Source organism: Paraburkholderia sp. 31.1 (genome assembly GCF_014397645.1).
GTDB classification, from domain to species: Bacteria; Pseudomonadota; Gammaproteobacteria; order Burkholderiales; family Burkholderiaceae; genus Paraburkholderia; species Paraburkholderia tuberum.
The window spans coordinates 1-19,539 of sequence record NZ_VZQN01000044.1 but is presented as its reverse complement, the minus strand read 5'-3'; the positions used below and the strand labels follow the sequence as shown (position 1 = coordinate 19,539).

18 protein-coding genes and 1 pseudogene are annotated in these 19,539 nt (G+C 62.7%); 7 read left to right on the top strand and 12 right to left on the bottom strand.

Annotation, left to right across the window (positions count from 1 at the left end; genetic code table 11):
- Window positions 1-3: 3 nt before the first annotated feature.
- The 4 genes from frc to F6X37_RS28385 all read right to left on the bottom strand — a co-directional run bounded on the left by frc (window position 4) and on the right by F6X37_RS28385 (window position 4,424).
- On the bottom strand, window positions 4-1,251 hold the full coding sequence (gene frc, locus F6X37_RS28400; RefSeq protein WP_187613596.1) for a formyl-CoA transferase: 1,248 nt from the start codon (window positions 1,249-1,251) through the stop codon (window positions 4-6).
- Between the two features lie 24 nt (window positions 1,252-1,275).
- Complete coding sequence (locus F6X37_RS28395) at window positions 1,276-3,039, bottom strand: thiamine pyrophosphate-binding protein (protein ID WP_187613595.1); 1,764 nt, start codon at window positions 3,037-3,039, stop codon at window positions 1,276-1,278.
- 457 nt (window positions 3,040-3,496) lie between these two features.
- A complete protein-coding gene (locus F6X37_RS28390; RefSeq protein ID WP_187613594.1) occupies window positions 3,497-4,228 on the bottom strand; it encodes a GntR family transcriptional regulator in 732 nt (243 codons plus the stop codon).
- Window positions 4,206-4,424 carry a hypothetical protein gene (locus F6X37_RS28385; RefSeq protein ID WP_187613593.1) on the bottom strand — a complete coding sequence of 73 codons (219 nt, stop codon included), beginning with the start codon at window positions 4,422-4,424 and terminating at the stop codon, window positions 4,206-4,208. Before F6X37_RS28385 ends, F6X37_RS28390 begins: the two co-directional genes overlap by 23 nt.
- A gap of 374 nt (window positions 4,425-4,798) precedes the next feature.
- Here F6X37_RS28385 and shiA point away from each other — a divergent pair, with 374 nt between their 5' ends.
- The 3 genes from shiA to F6X37_RS28370 all read left to right on the top strand — a co-directional run bounded on the left by shiA (window position 4,799) and on the right by F6X37_RS28370 (window position 8,073).
- Window positions 4,799-6,118 carry a shikimate transporter gene (gene shiA, locus F6X37_RS28380; RefSeq protein WP_187613592.1) on the top strand — a complete coding sequence of 440 codons (1,320 nt, stop codon included), beginning with the start codon at window positions 4,799-4,801 and terminating at the stop codon, window positions 6,116-6,118.
- Window positions 6,119-6,530: 412 nt separating this feature from the next.
- Window positions 6,531-7,934 (top strand): OFA family MFS transporter, encoded by a 1,404-nt coding sequence (locus F6X37_RS28375; protein WP_187613591.1) that lies wholly within the window; start codon window positions 6,531-6,533, stop codon window positions 7,932-7,934.
- Window positions 7,935-7,944: 10 nt separating this feature from the next.
- Window positions 7,945-8,073, top strand: a complete 129-nt coding sequence (locus tag F6X37_RS28370; RefSeq protein WP_090809263.1) for an oxalate:formate antiporter — start codon at window positions 7,945-7,947, stop codon at window positions 8,071-8,073.
- 77 nt (window positions 8,074-8,150) lie between these two features.
- Here F6X37_RS28370 and F6X37_RS28365 read toward each other — a convergent pair whose 3' ends face one another.
- The 3 genes from F6X37_RS28365 to F6X37_RS28355 form a co-directional block, all read right to left on the bottom strand.
- Window positions 8,151-9,185: an SGNH/GDSL hydrolase family protein gene (locus F6X37_RS28365; RefSeq protein ID WP_187613590.1), complete on the bottom strand. Its 1,035-nt coding sequence runs from the start codon at window positions 9,183-9,185 to the stop codon at window positions 8,151-8,153.
- A 131-nt stretch (window positions 9,186-9,316) separates the two neighbouring features.
- Window positions 9,317-9,742, bottom strand: a complete 426-nt coding sequence (locus tag F6X37_RS28360) for a DUF3830 family protein (RefSeq protein ID WP_018424716.1) — start codon at window positions 9,740-9,742, stop codon at window positions 9,317-9,319.
- Between the two features lie 300 nt (window positions 9,743-10,042).
- Window positions 10,043-10,954 (bottom strand): helix-turn-helix domain-containing protein, encoded by a 912-nt coding sequence (locus tag F6X37_RS28355; RefSeq protein ID WP_187613589.1) that lies wholly within the window; start codon window positions 10,952-10,954, stop codon window positions 10,043-10,045.
- A 182-nt stretch (window positions 10,955-11,136) separates the two neighbouring features.
- Between F6X37_RS28355 and F6X37_RS28350 the strand changes: the two genes are divergently transcribed.
- Window positions 11,137-12,138, top strand: coding sequence for a helix-turn-helix transcriptional regulator (locus tag F6X37_RS28350; RefSeq protein ID WP_187613588.1), 1,002 nt, complete (start codon window positions 11,137-11,139; stop codon window positions 12,136-12,138).
- Window positions 12,139-12,220: 82 nt separating this feature from the next.
- Here the strand turns inward: F6X37_RS28350 and F6X37_RS28345 are convergent, their stop codons facing one another.
- From F6X37_RS28345 to F6X37_RS28330, 4 genes are all read right to left on the bottom strand, one after another.
- Complete coding sequence (locus F6X37_RS28345) at window positions 12,221-12,982, bottom strand: ABC transporter permease (protein ID WP_187613587.1); 762 nt, start codon at window positions 12,980-12,982, stop codon at window positions 12,221-12,223.
- A complete protein-coding gene (locus F6X37_RS28340) occupies window positions 12,979-13,905 on the bottom strand; it encodes an ABC transporter ATP-binding protein (RefSeq protein WP_090810431.1) in 927 nt (308 codons plus the stop codon). Before F6X37_RS28340 ends, F6X37_RS28345 begins: the two co-directional genes overlap by 4 nt.
- 256 nt (window positions 13,906-14,161) lie before the next feature.
- Window positions 14,162-15,856, bottom strand: coding sequence for a tannase/feruloyl esterase family alpha/beta hydrolase (locus F6X37_RS28335; RefSeq protein ID WP_187613586.1), 1,695 nt, complete (start codon window positions 15,854-15,856; stop codon window positions 14,162-14,164).
- Window positions 15,853-16,968: an OpgC domain-containing protein gene (locus F6X37_RS28330; RefSeq protein WP_090809253.1), complete on the bottom strand. Its 1,116-nt coding sequence runs from the start codon at window positions 16,966-16,968 to the stop codon at window positions 15,853-15,855. Before F6X37_RS28330 ends, F6X37_RS28335 begins: the two co-directional genes overlap by 4 nt.
- Window positions 16,969-17,034: 66 nt before the next feature.
- On the opposite strand from F6X37_RS28330, the pseudogene F6X37_RS28325 reads away from it, so the two are divergent.
- A pseudogene (locus tag F6X37_RS28325) lies at window positions 17,035-17,103 on the top strand (transposase); the annotation flags it as partial.
- A gap of 84 nt (window positions 17,104-17,187) precedes the next feature.
- Here the strand turns inward: F6X37_RS28325 and F6X37_RS28320 are convergent.
- Complete coding sequence (locus F6X37_RS28320; protein ID WP_090809251.1) at window positions 17,188-17,415, bottom strand: hypothetical protein; 228 nt, start codon at window positions 17,413-17,415, stop codon at window positions 17,188-17,190.
- 278 nt (window positions 17,416-17,693) lie between these two features.
- Between F6X37_RS28320 and F6X37_RS28315 the strand changes: the two genes are divergently transcribed.
- Both F6X37_RS28315 and F6X37_RS28310 read left to right on the top strand, forming a co-directional pair.
- Window positions 17,694-18,032 (top strand): hypothetical protein, encoded by a 339-nt coding sequence (locus F6X37_RS28315; RefSeq protein ID WP_187613585.1) that lies wholly within the window; start codon window positions 17,694-17,696, stop codon window positions 18,030-18,032.
- A 182-nt stretch (window positions 18,033-18,214) separates the two neighbouring features.
- The coding region (locus F6X37_RS28310; RefSeq protein ID WP_262420053.1) for an ESPR-type extended signal peptide-containing protein at window positions 18,215-19,539 on the top strand (1,325 nt) is incomplete at its 3' end.

Genomic DNA, 19,539 nt, shown 5'->3' with positions numbered 1-19,539 from the left:
CTCCTAGATTGCGCCCGCCGTGCGCAGCGCCGTGATCTGCTCGGCCGAATAACCGAGTTCGGCCATCACTTCATCGGTATGTTCGCCAAGCAGCGGCGAGCGTTTGACGTCGGTCGGGCTGTCGGACAGCTTGATGGGATTGCCTACTGTCAGATACTTGCCGCGCTTCGGATGATCGACTTCGACGATCGTGCCGGTTTTGCGCAGCGACGGCTCCGCGGCAATTTCCTTCATCGACAGGATCGGGCCGCACGGAATGTCGTATTCGTTCAGGATCTGCATCGCCTCGAACTTGGTCTTCGTCATCGTCCAGCGTTCGATTTCGGCGAAGATCTCCTTCAAGCGCGGCAGGCGCGCGGGCGCCGTCGCGTAGTCGGGGTCCGTGGCCCACTCCTCCTTGCCGATCACGTTGCAGATCTTCGCCCACACGGGCGCCTGCGTGATGAAGTAGATATAGGCGTTGGGGTCGGTCTCCCACCCTTTGCATTTCAGAATCCAGCCCGGCTGGCCGCCGCCCGACGCATTGCCCGCGCGCGGCACCGCTTCGCCGAACGTGCCGTTCGGATATTGCGGATACTCCTTCATCACGCCGGTACGGTCGAGCCGCTGCTGGTCTCGCAGTTTGACGCGGCACAGATTGAGCACGCCGTCCTGCATGGCCGCGAGCACGCGCTGGCCGCGTCCGGTATGCGTTCGTTGATAGAGCGCAGTGACGATGCCGAGCGCGAGATGCAGCCCCGTGCCGCTGTCGCCGATCTGCGCGCCGGTCACGACCGGCGGGCCGTCGTCGAAGCCGGTGGTCGACGCAGCGCCGCCCGCGCATTGCGCGACGTTCTCATAGACTTTGCAGTCCTCGTAAGGACCGGGACCGAAGCCCTTCACCGAGGCGACGATCATGCGCGGATTCAATTCCTGAATCCGCTCCCACGTAAAGCCCATCCGGTCGAGCGCGCCCGGTGCGAAGTTTTCGACCAGTACGTCGCATTTCTGGATCAGCGCTTCGAGCACCTGCTTGCCTTCCGGATGCTTGGTGTCGATCGTGACCGAGCGCTTGTTGTGATTGAGCATCGTGAAGTACAGGCTATCCACGTCGGGAATATCGCGCAGCTGCTCGCGCGTGATGTCGCCCGCGCCTGCCCGTTCCACCTTGATCACGTCCGCGCCGAACCATGCGAGCAATTGCGTGCAGGTCGGCCCCGATTGCACATGCGTGAAATCGAGGATGCGCACACCGTCGAGTGCCTTGGCCATGTCGTATCTCCTGAACGATGAGGGTTATTTGTACATGGTCTGGTTCTTCGTGCCCGGTGCGTACTCGCGCGGGTCGACCCAGATGTTGACCACCGCCGAGCGGCCGGTGCGATGAATCGCTTCGCGCGCACGCTGTAGCGCGCTCGCGATCTGCGCGGGATCGCGCACTTCCTCGCCATAGCCGCCGAGCATTTCGGCGAATTTGCTGAACGGCACGTCGCCGAGCAGATTGCCGACGTTGCCGCGTTCTTCGCCGTATTTGGCAAGCTGGCCGTAGCGGATCTGGTTCATCGCCGAGTTGTTGCCGATCACCGCGAGATACGGTGCGCCGAAGCGGTTCGCGGTTTCCATGTCGAACGCGGTCATGCCGAACGAGCCGTCGCCGTAATAGCAGAGCACTTCCTTGTGCGGGTGCGCGAGCTTCGCCGCGAGCGCGAAGCCGGTGCCGACGCCGAGCGAGCCGAGCGCGCCGGGGTCCATCCACTGGCCGGGGCGGCGCGGGCGCACCGCTTGCGCGGAGATCGTCACGACGTCGCCGCCGTCGCCGATATAGACGGTGTCGTCGGACAGGAACTCGTTGAGTTCGTACGCGACGCGATACGGATGAATCGGCGTGCTGTTCGAGCGGAATAGCGGCATCAGTTTTTCGGTTGCGCTCGCTTCGGCGTCGCGCAACTGCGCCATCCATTTGCGGCGCGCCTGACGTTTGTCGTCCTTGATACGACCGCTCGCGGCCTGCAGCACCGCGGCGAGGATCGCGCCCGGATCGCCGACCAAACCCAGATCAATATCGCGATTCTTGCCGACGGTTCGATAGTCCATATCGATCTGCACCAGCGTCAATTCCTTGCTGATGCGTCGGCCGTAACCCATGCGGAAATCGAACGGCGTGCCGACCACGATCAGCACGTCGGCATTCGCAAACGCCTGCGAACGCGTGCGATCGAAATGATGCGGATCGCCCGGCGGCAGCAGCCCACGGCTCGCGCCATTGAAATAGCCGGGAATCTCGATGCCGCGCAGCAGCGCGATCGCTTCCTCGTGACCGCGCGCGGTCCACACCTGCTGGCCGTACAGGATCGCGGGGCGTTGCGCGTCGACGAGAATGTCCGCCAGTTTCTCGATGTCGCGCGGGTCACCGATCGATTTCGTCGACGCGCGATAGCGGCCCGGCCGCGGCACAATCGCGCGCGACGCCTCGACTTCGCGGTCGAGCACGTCGCGCGGAATTTCCAGGTAGGCGGGACCGGGCGCGCCGTTGAAGCATTCGCGCGCGGCCATCGAGATCATGTCCGCGACGCGCTCGGTGCTCGACACGCTCGCGGCGAACTTCGTGATCGGCGCCATGATGTCGACGTGCGGCAGGTCCTGCAGCGAGCCCATCTTGTGCTGCGTCAGCGCGCCCTGCCCGCCGATGTGCAGGATCGGGCTTTCCGAGCGGAACGCGGTCGCGATGCCGGTTACCGCGTTCGTGCAGCCGGGGCCGGCGGTCGTCACCACGCAGCCGAGCTTGCCGGTCTGGCGCGCGTAGCCGTCGGCCGCGTGCGCGGCGACCTGCTCGTGGCGCACGTCGATGATGCGGATGCCTTCGTCGACGCAGCCGTCGTAGATATCGATGATGTGGCCGCCGCACAGCGTGAAGATCGTGTCGACCCCCTCGTTTTTCAGCGCCTTTGCGACCAGATGGCCGCCCGACACGACGCCCGCGTCGCGGGTCTTCTGCTTGAGCGTGTCGTCGGCGGTCGTGGTGGCCGTGGCCGGACTCAGGGATGAAACAACTGCAGACATAGTCATCTCCTCATCAATCGGATGTGCAACGGTTATCGACGGACGCGTCCGCTTCGATATACGTCCGGTTGCACCGACGTCTCACGGCTTCGAAGATACCGTATGTGATATATCACATTCCTTCAAGGCCAATTTCGAGACATAGACGGCGCGAAGTTTGTGCTGTTCGAGCTTGTCTGCCGCAGCTTTGCGCCGAATCTACAAGGCTCTGCGGCAGTCATTTCAAGGGAAAACACCAGGTCGTGCGTTAACCGGTCATTGTTGATATATCACATACCATATTTTCATGAGCGTCAAGCAAGGTTTATCCCGCAGCGCGGCGGCGACCTCGTTTTGTTTGCCGTTCGCCGCCGCGCGACCTGCGCATTCGCTCGAAGTGCGCGCACGCAAAAAAGCCCGCGGTGCTTGCACACGCGGGCTTTTCGCAATCAGCAGCCAGACAGCGTCTACGCCGCCATCAATCGAGGAAATCGCAATTGGCTTCGACGAACGCCGCGAGATCGAGCGAATGCTGGCGCGTGAGCCGCTCGGCGAGTTCGGTATCGCGCTTTTCGAGCGCCTCGATGATGCGCAGATGATCGACGATAGAGCGCGCGGCCCGGTCGCTCTGCGAGATGGTCATGCGCCGGATCGCGCGCACATGGATGAAGATGTTCTTGATCGTGTCGAGAATGATCTGCGACTTCGACAGCTCGACGATCGCCTGATGAAACGCGATGTTCGCGTCCGAATACTCGGCGATATGCTCGGCGATATGCTCGGCCGGCGTCGTGTCGCGGAAATTGTCGAACATATGGCGCAAGCGGCCGATTTCCTCGTCGGTCGCATGCAGCGTGGCGAGCCGCGCGGCCATGCTTTCGAGCGCGGCCCACATCTGGATCATCTCGACGATTTCGCGTTTGCTCTTGCGCACGATGTAGATGCCACGCCGCGGCACCATGCGCAGGAAGCCTTCCTGCTCGAGCAACGTCATCGCTTCGCGCACCGGCGTGCGGCTCACGCCGAGCGATTCGCTGAGCACGCGCTCGTCGAGACGGATTTCTTCGCGATTCTGGTAGATATCCGCGTCGGCGATTGCCTGACGCAGCATCGCATAGGCCTGATCGCGCAAGCTCGCACTCGCGCCGATTGGCTGCAACGACAGGGTCAACGGGGTGGCCACTGTTTCAGTTGGAAGTTCTGACGACATTCATCGCCTCTGCTTGAACACGCGCGCGATTCGGCGCCGCCGTTTTGCTGCGCTGCTCGCCCAGACCCACGAAGCGGCCATGTTGCGATGCAGGTGCAGCGACCGATTCGGGAATCCAGTCGGTCAGCAGAACGGTGGCGGCACAGCCCAACCCAACGACGGCCATGGCGAACAGCGCAAGAGGCACGAATTCCACGTGTAACTCCGGATGATTGAGAAGATTGATTCCTCAATCATATGCTGCAACGCCGCATTTTTCAATATTCGGTATGTAGTATATCAATGACTGTTGTTTTTAAGATTACTTTCACGTTAGCACGCCGCGCGCTGCGTGGGTTCGCCCACATCATTCCCCGCGACGGTTCTGCGTGGCGCTCGGTGTAAACACGCAAAACGCGCGCTATTCGCGCAGCCGCGAGCGATGATCGCGCATTTTCTCCATCACACGGATTGTGAATTCCGGGTCGCGTCATTAACCTTCCGGACATTCCCTGCGCGGATCGATCGCGTCGAAAGCCTTGCCCGGCCGGCGCGATCGATTAAAGCACATATCACATTGAAGGAGACTCGATGAGCACCACCCACCCGCAGGCCACAGTGGCCAATCACCGCAATGCGCGCAGTCAGGCTCGCAAGGCCGCGCTCGGCAGCTTTATCGGCGCCGTGGTCGACTGGTACGACTTCCTGTTGTACGGCATCGTCGCCGCGCTCGTGTTCAACGCCGAGTTCTTCCCGAACGTCGGCCCGGCGATGGGCACGCTTGCCGCGTTCGCGACCTTCGGCGTCGGCTTTCTGTTCCGGCCGCTCGGCGGCTTCGTGTTCGGCCATTACGGCGACCGGCTCGGACGCAAGCGCATGCTCGTGCTCACCGTGATGATGATGGGTCTGTCGACGGCCGCGATCGGTCTGCTGCCGGCGTTCTCGACGATCGGCTGGTTGGCGCCGGTGCTGCTCGTCACGCTGCGCGCAATCCAGGGCTTTGCGGTCGGCGGCGAATGGGGCGGCGCGGCGTTGATGGCCGTCGAAAGCGCGCCCGAGAAAAAGAAGGCCTTCTACAGCAGCGGCGTGCAGGTCGGCTACGGCGTCGGGCTCGTGCTGTCGACGGGACTCGTCGCGCTGATCAGCCGCTCGATGGACAACGCCGCGTTCCTCAGCTGGGGCTGGCGTCTGCCGTTTCTGTTCAGCGTCGTACTGGTGCTGATCGCGCTCTGGATCCGCTCGAGCATGGAGGAATCTCAGGAGTTCGTCGAGAAAGTCGGCCAGCATGGCGAGCGCCGTGTGCGCCTGCCGATCGTCGAAGCGCTGCTGCGCCATCCGAAAGCCTTCCTGCTGATCATCGCGCTGCGGCTCGCCGAGCTGTTCACGATGTACATCGTGACCGCGTTCGCACTGAGCTACTCGACCACGAACCTGCACATGCCGCGCGAGTTTTTCCTGACGATCGGCTTCGTCGTCGGCGCGCTCAGCTGCGTGACGATCCCGTGCTTCGCCTGGCTCGCGGATCGCTTCGGCCGCCGTCGCATCTATATGATCGGCGCGCTGGTCGGCGTGTTCAGCGCGGTGCCGTTCTTCCTCGCGCTCGAAGCGCGTTCGACAGTATGGATCGTCGTGTTCGCGGTGATGCTTGCCAACATCGCGCACGACATGGTCGTCAGCGTCCAGCAGCCGATGTTCACCGAGCTGTTCGGCACCGAGTACCGCTATAGCGGCGCGGGTGTCGGCTATCAGGTGGCGAGCGTGGTCGGCGGCGGATTCACGCCGTTCATCGCGGTCGCGCTGGTCAGCTTCGCGGGCGGCTCGTGGCATCCGGTGGCCGCGTATCTGGCGATCGGCTGTCTGATCTCGGTACTCGTTGCAGCACGCATGAAGACCGGGCGCAAGATCGATTGACACCGGCGGAACTCGCCGTCGATACACGACGAGCCGGCGCGGCGAAGAAGCCGCGCCGGCCGTTTCTTTTTGTGCGGCGCGTCGTGCGCGTCTCGTTTATTGCTGACTTTGCATAGTGGCTCTAGTCAGAAGTACGACGCAACCCGCTCGGAGCGTCCCACGATTTGCACGATCGCGTGAAGAATACCGCGGTTCACCAGGTTCACACCTTATGTCCGCGCGCTTCATATTGCGAAGCCATCGTCCACGTCCTATTGTCGAGCCAGGCACGATTTTGGGTACGTGGATCCAGGCCATATGAAATGAAAGGACATATAGCGATGACGCGACGGCGTGCGCAAGTTACACTCCGCCGCCTCAAGGTATATGCACGAAGCGCCGATAAACAGAACAACTGTAAGGAGACCCACTTATGAGTAGCATCAGCGAGCCGGGCGGCCAACGAGGCTCAGCCCCATTTTTTTCCAAACAGGCCACCGTCGCACAGCCCGGCTTTTCGCGCTGGATGGTGCCCCCCGCGGCGCTCGCCGTGCATCTGTGCATCGGTCAGGCCTATGCGTTCTCGGTATTCAACGGACCGCTGACCAAAGTGATCGGCATCACCCAGTCCGCGCCCGATGACTGGTCGCTGACCGCGCTCGGCTGGATCTTTTCGCTCGCGATCGTGTTCCTCGGTTTGTCGGCGGCATTCGCGGGCAAATGGCTCGAACACGTCGGTCCGCGCCGCACCATGTTCACGGCAGCATGCTGTTTCGGCGGCGGGTTCCTGGTGTCCGCGCTCGGCGTCTATCTGCATCAGATCGTGCTGCTATATCTCGGTTACGGCGTGATCGGCGGGATCGGGCTGGGGCTCGGTTATGTGTCGCCGGTGTCGACGCTGATCCGCTGGTTCCCGGACCGCCGCGGCATGGCGACCGGCATGGCGATCATGGGCTTCGGTGGCGGCGCGATGATCGCGGCGCCGTTGTCGGTCGCGCTGATGAACCACTTTCATAGCGCAACGAGCGTGGGCGTCGCTGAGACCTTCGTCGTGCTCGGCATCGTCTACTTCATCTCGATGACGGTCGGCGCGCTCGCGATCCGCGTGCCGCCCGCCGACTGGAAGCCGGCCGGCTGGACGCCGCCCGAAGTCACGCAGCACCGGCTGATCTCGCGCAACCACGTGCATATCGATCAGGCGTTGAAAACACCGCAGTTCTATCTGATCTGGTTCGTGCTGTTCCTGAACGTGACGGCCGGGATCGGCGTTCTCGGCCAGGCCTCGGTGATGATCCAGGAGAGCTTCAAGAACACCGTGACGGCGTCGGCTGCGGCCGGCTTCGTCGGATTGCTGTCGCTGTTCAACATGGGTGGACGTTTCGTGTGGTCGTCGGCATCGGACTGGATCGGTCGCAAGAACACCTACGCCATCTTCTTCGTGCTCGGCGCGGTGCTCTACTACTTCGTGCCCAGCTTTGCCGCGAACGGACAGATCGCGCTGTTCGTGCTGACGTACTGCATCATCCTGTCCATGTACGGCGGCGGCTTCGCGACGGTGCCGGCCTATCTCGCCGACATGTTCGGTACGGCGTTCGTCGGCGGCATTCATGGACGGCTCCTGACCGCGTGGGCGGCGGCGGGTGTAGCGGGTCCGGTGCTCGTCAATTACATCCGCGCATATGAAGTCGCGAACGGTGTCGCCAAAGCGGACGCGTACACGATGACCGTGCACATCATGGCCGTGCTGCTCGTGATCGGCTTTATCTGCAACCTGCTGGTCAAGCGTGTGGATGAGAAGCACCACATGACCGATGCACAAGTCGCCAAGGGCGCGTGAGGAGATCCGTATGTCGACCGTTCAAACCGTACATCCGACCAACAAGGTGATGCTCGCGGTGTTCTGGGTGTATGTGATGATTCCGCTTGCCTGGGGGGTGATCAATACGCTGACGCAGGCGATGAAGTTGTTCAAGTGATGACCACCTGATGGGGTGCGCACCCCGGCCTGGTTGAGGGGCGGGGTGCCGATAGCGCGCCCCGCCGTAGTCTCCCCTCACCGCCCCAACCCACTATGCGCGATCTGCTGCTCGACGAACTGCGCAAACAACGCATGCATATGCGTCGTCGGATGCAAATCATCCGCGAACATGTAAGTCTGATCCGCATTGGCGCTCACGTAGGTTGCCGGCGAACATAGCAGCGCGGTGTCATCGGGCGTTTTCTTTGGATCGCAGGCCTGCCCCGTATTCGACACGGTAAAACCGTTCGCCTGAAAGCTTCCGATGACCTGATTCGTCCACGTGTACGAATCGACCTCGATCACCTTCGACTGCAGCCCATCGGTTTGCAACGCGGCGTTCAACGTAGCGTTGAAAAGCTGCGACAACTGCGTGAGGTTCGCGCCACCATCGGCCGAAGCGAGCCCCTTCGGCGACAGCCCGATGTTCGGCAGATTGATCACCACCACATGCGCGCCGCCGTTCTGCACGATCTGCCCGACGAGCTGGGCGAGCGTCGTGGCCGCCGCCTGCACGATCGGCGCCGCGGCGGGCAGGTTGCCGGCGCGGAGCACATCGTTCGCGCCCACCCACACGAGCACGAGCTGATTGGCGTTGAAGCTGCCGTGAGCGCTCAGATAACTCGACAGTTGCTGATTGACAGGCATTTCGATGTTGCCGATGACGTCGCTCAGATAGTCGTACTGGTTCGCCGGCGTCGCCACCGTCGAGCCCCCTTCCGCGTAACCGAGGCCGCTCTGCGCACTCAGCTTATGCGTGAAATCGATCGTGAACGCGGCGCTGAGCGTATCGCCGTAGTATTGCGCGACCTCCTGGGCCCACACCTGGCCGGGGTTGGTCGTGAAACGCCCGCCTCCCACCGCGCTCGCGAGCGGCGCATAAGTCCCGACGTCCGACAGGCTGTCGCCGAACGTCACGACCTGCAGCATGACGCCGCCAGCCGGCTCGGCCGCCGTGCTGCCACCGCTACTCGACCCGCCGCTGCCGTTACCGCCCCCGCCGCAAGCCGAGAGCAGCACGATCGACATGGCAAAAACTACAGCGCGGACCTTGTCATTTATGCCTCGCATTTGCTCCTCCTCGCCGGGCGGGCCAGCGGTGTCGAGTGCCTCACGTGCGTGGTCGGTGCCGGATCGGTACCTGACCGCACGCGGCTCTTCCAACAAGCATCGCGTGTGCCCAGCAAGGAAATGCGGCTCGCTCAAAGCCTCTCGAACACTACCTCCTGCGCGCCTTCCCACAGCACCTTCGTGCCGAGCTCGCGCAGTTTTTCCTTGCCTTCGACGATCGTCAGAAAATGATTGCCCGCGAGTTGCCCCATCTTGCTCGCGAAGCAGCATGAACCATATGCGAGGATGATCTCGGTCTCGCTATAGCCGCCCGGATAGAACAGGATGTCGCCGACCGATGGATGGCTCGTGTGATTCTCGAAGCCGACCGCGACGCCGTCGTTCTCGAGCTTGAATTCGCCGAGCGGCACCCAGCAGCCCTCACCGCTCCAGCGCACATGGATCAGCTTCTGCCGGTACGGCAGCAGCTTCAGGAACGCGGCCACGGTCTGCGGCGCATCGGGATGGGTTTCGGCGATGAAGGCGTGGCCGCAGGCGGTCATCTTGAGTCGGGTCATGGCGCGTTATCCGGTATGTGGGGTTCAAAAGCGGTTCGATTCTGTCGTCCGATGCAAGGTTTCGACAGATACAGTTGTCGGCGCCGCGGTCAGTCCAGTTAGACCACGCCTGGTCGCGGGCGGCCGGCCGAACCGCGAAGCCTTGCGCCACGTGCCATGCCAGTTTGCACCGCACGCCGCCACGAAAGTTCGTAGTTTGCAAGCCGCGCAATGCAAAGCACACTGCGCAAGTGCGTGATTCCGACTGTAGAAAAGCGAGCCGTTACGGCGTGCGCTGGCAAGCATCAGCCGGCGTGCACCTCAAGCGCGCAGCCGGTAGGCAAGCGGCGTCGCACCATAGCCACGCTTGAACTGCACGGAGAAATGACTGGCATTCTCGAAGCCAACTTCGAGCGCGATTTGCAGCACGGTTCGATCCGTGGCGCGCAGCAGCCTCGCCGCTTCCTCGAGCCGCAAGCGCGTCACGAACTGATGCGGCGTCTCCCCGGTCTCGCGGCGAAACACCCGGGCAAAATGAAAACTGCTTAGGCCGGCCTGCTCGGCCAGTTCGGCGATCGCCAGATCTTCGGCGAGATTGGTGCGGATGTACTCGGTCACTCGGCGAATCCGGCGCGGCACCAGGCGTTCGGGCCGCGTCGCGCCGCCGCGCCGCGCGTCGTTGCCGCTCGAATAGTGCTGCAGCAGGTGCGCGGCGAGCGCGTGAGCCAGCGTATCGACATACAGACGCGAATCGGCCGGATCGCGGGCGGCGCGATGCAGCGCGGCAAGCATCGCGGCGATCAGCGGATCGTTGAAGCGCATCGCATCGCCGAGCGACAGTTGACGCGACGCGTCGAGCCCCATCTGTTGCGCGACGCTGTCGATCAAATCGCGCTCGATGTGCACGTGCAACGTAGACAACGGCTCGTCGCTGATCGAATGCCAGCGCCATGAGATCGGCGTGGGCGGCACGAACCACAGGTCGTTCACGCGCATATCGGCGCTTTCCCAAGCTCCGCCGAGGTTGCGTTCGAGATGCTCGGCGCCGCTCGCGAGCGTCATCAGCGTGAAGTCGCGCAAACCGGGCGCTTCGAGCAGGTCTTGCCGCACCGGCTCGAGATACGAGCGCAGCACCAGATGCCGCCACTCGCGATCCACGCTCGACACGAGTCGCTGGCCGGCCATGTAGCGGTCGTAGGCGAGCGTCGTCGTGAGCTTCGGAATTCGTGCCATCACATCCCCTCGAAGGAGGTGCCGTATGGAAGGAGAAACGCCGCCGTACCCGTATTGCCGGTCCACTGTCAGCGCAAGATCACAAAAATGATAGCAAGGAACCGGCTACCGACATTCCACGAAATCGCTAATCATTGAGGTTGTCGTCTTTCACGCGTTTAGAACGCCGGAGCTACCGTTTCATGGAACATGAATGCGATACGCTGCCGCAATGGCTGACCGGCTCGCCGCAAGGCGAAGCCGGGCACGCGTCGGCAGCACACCCGAGAGCGGCATCCGCCCAACCGGCTTACCCGGCCGGCGCGCGGCACGCCGCGCAATCAGCCCACGCGGCTGAAGCAGTGAAGATGTCTCCCCGCGCCGCGAATGGTGCGGGTCGCAGTGGCTTTCTGACTCTGTTCACCGAGGAAGAAATCGGCACGCCGTCGCCCGCGGCGCGGCGGGCCGCGCCGCTGATCGGTCCGCTCGGACGGTTCGGCAGCGCGCAGGACCGCATGGAGTTCGTGCGTCGGCGCATCAGGCAATTGGGCTTCGACTCGTTCAGCTATACCGCAACGCGCACGTCTTCGCATCACAAGACGATGTTCGTGTTGACGAGCTACGAGTCGCAGGCTTGGCTCACGCGCTATTTCCGCGAGCGCTATTTCGAGCTCGATCCGCGCGTCGCGCTCGCGTCGCCGACCGGCATGCCGTTTCTGTGGAATACCGCCGACCTGCGCGCCGATCTGCCGCGCGCGCAGCTGCGCAGCGAGCGGCTCGGCGCGCTGATCGACATGCTGGAGGCGACCGGCCGCAAGAGCGGCATTCTCACGCAGATGCCGCTGCCGGAGCCGGAGCTGAGCGCGAGCCTGTGCTTCAATTCGGAGATCGGCAACCCGCGCTGGATGACCGAATCGATCGTCGCGGAAACGCTGATGTTCGCGCACTCGATTCATGAGTTCATCTGGATGCACGCGAAAAGCGTGATCGGCATCGCGCCCGCGCAGCAGCAGCGCGTCGCGCTGAGCAAGCTGCAGCACGCGGTGCTGAAGGCGGTCGTGCAGGGGCAGCGCGACAAGGAAATCGCGTATTTCCTCGGGCTGTCGCCGCATAACGTCGACTATCATCTGCGGCGCTTGCGGCAGCTGTTCAACGTGCGCAACCGCGTGCAGTTGATCAATGTCGCGCAGGCGTATCTGTTGTAGTTGTAGTCGGCGTCTGCGCGTATCGATGAAGAGGGCGCGACGGCTTTTCGCTGTCGCGCCCTCTGCTAATCGCGCGGTCTTATCAGCTTTTCAAGCGATAGCCGGTCCTGAAGATCCAGCCGACGATCACGAGGAACACCGCGAGGAACAGCAGTGTCATGCCGAGACTCAGGCCGACGCCGACGTCGCCCAGCTCGTAGAAGCTCCAGCGAAATCCGCTGACCAGATAAACGATCGGATTGAACAGCGTGACGGCGTGCCAGAACGGCGGCAGCATGTCCACCGAATAGAAGGCGCCGCCGAGAAACGTGAGCGGCGTGACGATCAGGAGCGGCACCAGTTGCAGCTTCTCGAAGCTGTCCGCCCAGATGCCGATGATGAAGCCGAGCAGACTGAACGTGACGGCCGTCAGCACGAGAAACAGCACCATCCAGAATGGATGCATGATCTGCAACGGCACGAACAGCGCGGCGGTCGCGAGAATGATGAGCCCGAGCAGGATCGACTTGGTGGCCGCCGCGCCCACATAGCTGACGACGATCTCCAGATACGATACGGGCGCCGACAGCAGCTCGTAGATCGTGCCCGTGAAACGCGGGAAGTAAATCCCGAACGACGCGTTCGCGATGCTTTGCGACAGCAGCGACAACATGATCAGACCCGGCACGATGAACGCGCCGTAGCTGATGCCCTCCACTTCCTTGATACGCGAGCCGATCGCCGAGCCGAACACGACGAAGTACAGCGACGTGGAAATCACCGGCGCGATGATGCTTTGCATCAGCGTGCGCCACGTGCGCGCCATTTCGAACTTGTAGATCGCGCGCATTGCGTAGATGTTCATGGGTTCCCCCGCAGCAGACTGACGAAAATGTCTTCGAGCGAACTCTGCGTGGTGTGCAGGTCCTTGAAGCGGATACCGGCGTCGTCGAGCGATTTCAGCAGCGCGATGATGTCGGTGCGCCCGCCCTCGCCTTCATAGGTGTAGGTCAGTTCGTTGCCGCCGTTCGCGACCGCGAGCCCGTAGCCGGCGAGCGAAGCCGGCACCGTGTCGAGGGGGCTCTCCAGTTGCAGCGTCAACTGCTTCGTGCCGAGCTTGCGCATCAGCTCGGTCTTCTCTTCGACCAGCATGATTTCGCCCGCGTTGATCACGCCGATGCGGTCGGCCATCTCCTCGGCTTCGTCGATGTAATGCGTGGTCAGGATGATCGTCACGCCGCTCGCCGCGAGCGAGCGCACGAGCTTCCACATGTCGCGCCGCAGCTCGACGTCGACGCCGGCGGTCGGCTCGTCGAGAAACAGCACGCGCGGCTCGTGCGACAGCGCCTTCGCGATCAACACGCGCCGCTTCATGCCGCCCGACAGCGTGATGATCTTGTTGTCGCGCTTCTCCCAGAGCGACAGGTCGCGCAGCACTTTCTCGATGTAAGCGGGGTTCTTCGGCTTGCCGAACAGGCCGCGGCTGAACGACACGGTGGCCCAGACGGTTTCGAACGCGTCCGTGGTCAACTCCTGCGGCACGAGGCCGATCAGCGAGCGGGCCGCGCGATAGTTGGAGCCGATGTCATGGCCGTCCACCGTCACGCCGCCTTCGCTCGCGTTGACGATGCCGCAGACGATGCTGATCAGCGTGGTCTTGCCCGCGCCGTTCGGCCCGAGCAGCGCGAAGATTTCTCCACGGTGGATCGCCAGATTGATGTTCTTCAGTGCCTGAAAACCGCTGGCATAGGTTTTCGACAGATTCGTGACCGAAACGATTGGCTGCATGGACTCGATGATGGCCGACACCGCTGTTGAATGACAGGAAACGGCGCGAAGGAACGCGCCGCATCCGCAATGTAATGGAAAGTGCGAAAGCGTGCAGCGCACGCGAGCGGACGAACAGATCGTGCGGTTGCGGCGCTACGTGCGCGAAAAGGCGGTGGCGCTCGGGCTGTCGGCTCGTCGGGCGTGGGCCCCGGCTCGGTCCGCACGCTTTGTTGCGCGGCTCGCCGGTCAAACAGGCGCTGCGACGACTCAGACCTCAAGGCTGCGCACAGACAAAACTACTCGCCAGATTTACATTGCCTCGGCCGAGATAGCGCGGAAACCCGGGATAGCGGCACAGCGGCCGCGAGCGTCCATTCGTCGCCGCGGCGAGATCTGTGGCCATCAGCGTTTCGGGCGCGACGCCGCGCGTGACCCACGCGTCGAGCGCGCCGAGCAGATCGACCGATGGAATGAACACGCCGTTGCCATGCTGAAACCCCGGCACCATGTACAGCCGCATGAAGCGATCCACCTCGCCCTTGCCGAAACGCGCGACTAGCGCGTCGTGATATGCGATCGTCTGGTTCGGGCTGATCACTTCGTCGGCGAGACCCTGCAGCGTGATCAGCTTGCCGCCGTGCGCGATGTAACGCGACAGGTCGGGGTTCATCGCGCCGATCGTGCCCGACAGCGCGATCAGTTGCGCGCGATATTTGCCGGGGCGTTGCGGATCGAACGTCAACGAATCGAAGTCCGCGTCGCGCGCGACGAAGTAGCGCAGATAGCCGTCGCCTTGCGCGAACAGATAGCCGTTCGCATAGAAAGTCGGTACCGGCTGACGCCGCGGCTGATGCGCGAGCCCGAGCGCGCCGGTCAGTTGCGTGCCCTGGAACACGTTGTAGCCGCGATAGCCGCTCACCTCCCACGCGAGCCGATACGGCAGCGACAGCCCGTCGCGCATCGCCAGCATGGTGGCCAGTTGTGCGTCGGTCAGACACGCATCGTCAGATGAAGGGCGCAGCGCGCAACGCAGCGAATCGACAATTTGCGCTTCGTGCGCGCGACATGCTTCGACGTCGCTGACGATGCCGTCCGCCATGCCGTCGAGCCGGTCGCATACCTCGAGCGTGCGTTGATAGACGCGTTCGAGCAGCGCCGGCGGCACGAAGCCGCCCGGCGTACCGTACTCGGCCTGGCCGAGCTTCACGCCGATCAGCCGCACGCCGGAAAAATTCAGCGCGGGCGCATTGGCGATCACGCCGTCGTAGTCGTCGGGGAAGCGCTGCATCACCGTGTAGCCTTCGCGGCCCCCCGTCGAGCCGCCGGCAAAATACATGCGCTGCGGCGGCCTGCCGTACGCGTGCGCGATCAACGCGAGCGCGACGTCATGGGTTTTCTTCAGATGCGCGTAGCCGAAGTTCGTCACCGCTTCATCGACGAGACCAAACTCCGCGAGCGACGAATCGCCGACATGCCCCGAGTCGTCACCGAACGTCGCGTAGCCTTGCGCGAGCGGCGCGCGATCCGGCGAGAACGGCATCACGCCGGTGCCGCTGACAACCACGCCGTTGTACCCGCCGCCGCCGATCTGCAACGCACGGCCATTCCAGCGACTCGGCAGATTCAGATCGAAGCGGATGTCGGGCGTTGTCCGATTCAGCGCCTTGATGCGCCCCGTGATGCGGCAATACTCGCCGCCTTGCTGATTGCCCGGCGCGGTCGCGCCGATCATCGCCGCGCTTTCGATCAGCGCGCCGGCCGTCGGGATCTCGATCAATTCGGGCGACAGCACCGCGCCCGCGAACTCCGCGCAGTGCATCGCGAACGGTGTCTCTTTGGCCTGCGCGGCCGTGCGATGCATCGCGAGCCACGCGAGCACGACGACGCTCATCACGGTTGCGAGTCCAACGAGCTTGCGCGTCGTGCGCATCGTGGTCGTGATGCGCACGACGCGCTCGCGTCGTGTCATTCGCAACCCGCGCCATTCGCCTGTGCGCCCGACTGCTGCCCTTTCCAGCCGCTCCAGCCGCGCGCGATCATCAGCAGCGCGCCGATCGCCGCGAGGTCGCCGCCGAGCCCGACCAGCACCGCGCGAAAACCGTGAAACGTGTGCGGTGTCGCCGTGTCGATGATCAACGACACCAGCGTGCCGGTCACGAAGCACACGAGTCCGGTGCGCCCCACCGTCACGACGGCGGGCAGCCGCCTCGCTAGCCACGCGATACTGCCCATCCGCACGAACTGGGCTGCGAGCCACGCGATGACGATGAAATTGATCACACGTTCCACTGAAAGATTCTGCTTGTGCGTGCCGGGCAAAGGCTGCGTCAGCACGAAAAGTTTGACCATCGCGAAGCCAAGCACCGCGACCACCGCGACGCGCGTGAGCCACTGCGCGGTATAGCTCGCATGAAAACGTTCGCTGATCGGCTGCACGCGGCACAGCATACCGAGCACGAACATCAGTTGCCACGCAAACGGATTAAAAGCCCAGTCGGCGACGGCGTCAATGCTGAATAACGCGGCGAGCGGCCGCGCGACGGCCCACACCGCGACGCTCACCGCGAGCGCGAGCGATGCAGAGCGGCGCGCGAGCGGCACCATCACGGGCACGCATAGCGCGAACAGCACGTACATCGGCAGCACGCTGGACAGATACGGTTGCCGGCGCAACAGCGCGATATCGAATGCTTGACGCCATGGCTGCAACGCGAACGGCGGCCAGCCGGTCATTTCTACCATCGGCCGATTCAGATCGAGCAGCGCGAGAATCGCGCCGGACACGAGCGTCAGCATCGCCGTCAACAGATACGCGCAATAGATCTCCCCGCAGCGTTTGAGGAAGCGCAACTGCGCCGCGTGTTCGCCGCGATGCGCAAGCACCGCCGTATACGCCGCGGCCGATGCATAGCCGCCGAGAAACACGAACACCTCGGCCGAATCGCACAACGCGTACGCGTGCAGCATCAGATGCGATAGCGTGCTGCCGGGAATGTGATCGAGCACGATGACGATCAGCACGATTCCGCGAAAGAAATCGACTTCGACCGATCGTCCACGGCCACGGCCTGGGGTTTCCATTCGTCTTCTCGAAGAATGCGCGCTGGCGGCACGCAAGAACGTCAATGGCCACGCATCAGCGGGTGCGATCCTGAACGCACGCAGGCTTTCTTATCGAGCATCGGTCCGATCCGTCAGCACTTCGCGCTCAAGCGAAGGCCGGCATGACCAGCCGGATGGCGGGCTGTTCGCTAAAGGGATCGGTGGCTGGCGGAAACCATGTCGCACTCCTGTCCTCAACTAACCGCTTGACCACAGTTGGGTCTCTGCGGCGTGAGTCTGCCGGAGAGCGAAATCGGTATAGCGATCCTCGACGTAGTCCGTGACCGTCGATTTCAGCACAACGCCGGTCAACAGCACCAGGACAAACGAGACCGCGACGCCCGCGCCCATGACGAGCGTCCGCTGATAGCGGTTCAGCCTGCTCGGCTCATCAACGCGTGAGTCGCCGTTGAGCGTGTGAACCACGCGTCCATGCCTGCTGGAATCTGTGCTCTGTGATGGCATGGCGGACCTGAATCAGGGACGCAAGGAATGATTTCCGCATCATACGGCGATTCCGACTCGTTGCGTGTTTGATGTCGATTGAGCCGCCTGTGGCGGGCGGCGTTGCGGTTTGCGCCTGTCCCCGCCTTCACTTCTGGTCGTCGCCTGTTACGTGAAGCTCGACTGAAACCCGTTCGGCGCGCGGTTGCACTCGTCAGCGCAAGCATTGGCGACGGGCATCGCTGAACTGTTGATAGTTGATGAAACACATAGGCACCCTTTCCACCATCTGCCGTCCCGTCAAGATTTCTGACCTTGCCACGCTCTCCGCGTTAGCAGGCAGTGCCGCCATCTCAAGCGCTGCAGCGCTCAAATACCGGCCCGCGCCGATTCGGACCTGTCCTATTTTTATCCAATCCCAAAAATCCACTATCTGCCGTCCCGTCAAGATTTCTGACCTTGCCATGCTCTCCGCGTTAGCGGGCAGTGCCGCCATCTCAAGCGCTGCAGCGCTCAAATACCGGCCCGCGCCGATTCGGACCGGTCCTATTTTTATCCAATCTCAAAAATATAGACTGAACCCAGTTACAGAGATTTAGCAAAGGCCTGCCCTAGATTGACTCGGCAGAAATCTGGCCGATTCTTACTGCGGCCATGAGCTTTCTGGATCGTCATCGCCCCCGTTTTTGCAGCTGATATCGAACAGCAAGAAATGGCAACGGCGATTTGGCATTAGTTCGCATACCTCAATTCTTTTTCAAACTTTAAAAGGAATCATGTCATGAACAAGTCCTATGTCAGCATCTGGAGTGAAGCCCTTGGGTCGTGGGTGGCTGCATCCGAGCACACTGCACGTCGCGGCAAGCGCAGCAAGTCACGCTGCGTGATGGGTAGCATCGGCGTAGCCTTGGGTGTGATTGCCGGCTACAGTGGGAATGCTGCTGCTAAAGTTGCGAACCCTATTGGCGTCTATGGCAACATTGCTATTGACAATTCGACCAGCACCACCGTCGCTGCTTCTGCCAGCACTCCTGGATCGATAGCGATTGGTGCTGGTGCAAACGCTAAAGGCGACGTTAATTATGACGGTAGCTCGGCCATTGCCATCGGCGATTCAGCCGAGGCGAACGGGGGTGGCACGATTGCACTCGGCGAAATGGCCGTTGTCAACGGTGATCGCTCGGCAGCTTTCGGCTCGGCTTCAACCGTGAGTGCCTCAGATTCTGTGGCGCTCGGTTTCGGGAGCACGGTCACCGCCACCAATAGCGTAGCTTTGGGCGTGAATTCGGTGGCCGACCGGGCGAATACGGTGTCGGTAGGCACGTCCACCGGCCAACGCCAGATCGTGAACCTGGCTGCAGGTACCCAAAGTACGGATGCCGTCAATCTGAGCCAGCTCGGCGGAGTGGTGAATGCGCTAGGCGGTGGGGCGGCGATCAAGTCGGATGGCACGATCAGCGCGCCGAGCTACAGCGTGGGCGGTACGACGGTCAACAACGTGGGTGACGCGTTTGCCAACATCGACGAAAGCGTGCGCCGCAACGCCTGGTTCATCGATAACCTCAACGATGGCCTAGTGATGATCCACAACATCGCGCTCGACAACAGCAAGGACATCGCGATCAACAAAGCCGACATCACGAAGATGAGTGGCGACATCACGAACGTCACCAACAACCTGAACGACGGCACGATCGGTCTGGTGCAGCACGACGCAGCGACCCGGAACATCACGGTGGCCAGGGATCTGGACGGCACGACGGTGGATTTCGGTGGCACTGAGGGCGCGCGCACGCTGAGCGGCGTGAAGGCCGGTGCGCTGAGCGACACCAGCACCGAAGCGGTGAACGGTTCGCAGCTGTACGCGACCAACCAGAACGTGACGGCCAACACGGCCAGCATTGCGGCCAACACGACGAACATCGCCGACAACGCGACGAACGTTGCGGCCAACACGACGGCGATCACCAGCATCGACAGCCGCGTGACCAACGTGGAAGGCTCGGTCACGAACCTGACGCAGCAACTGGACGGCGGCAGCGTCGGCCTGGTGCAGCAGGACGCGACCAGCAAGACCATCACGGTGGCCAGGGACCTGGACGGCAC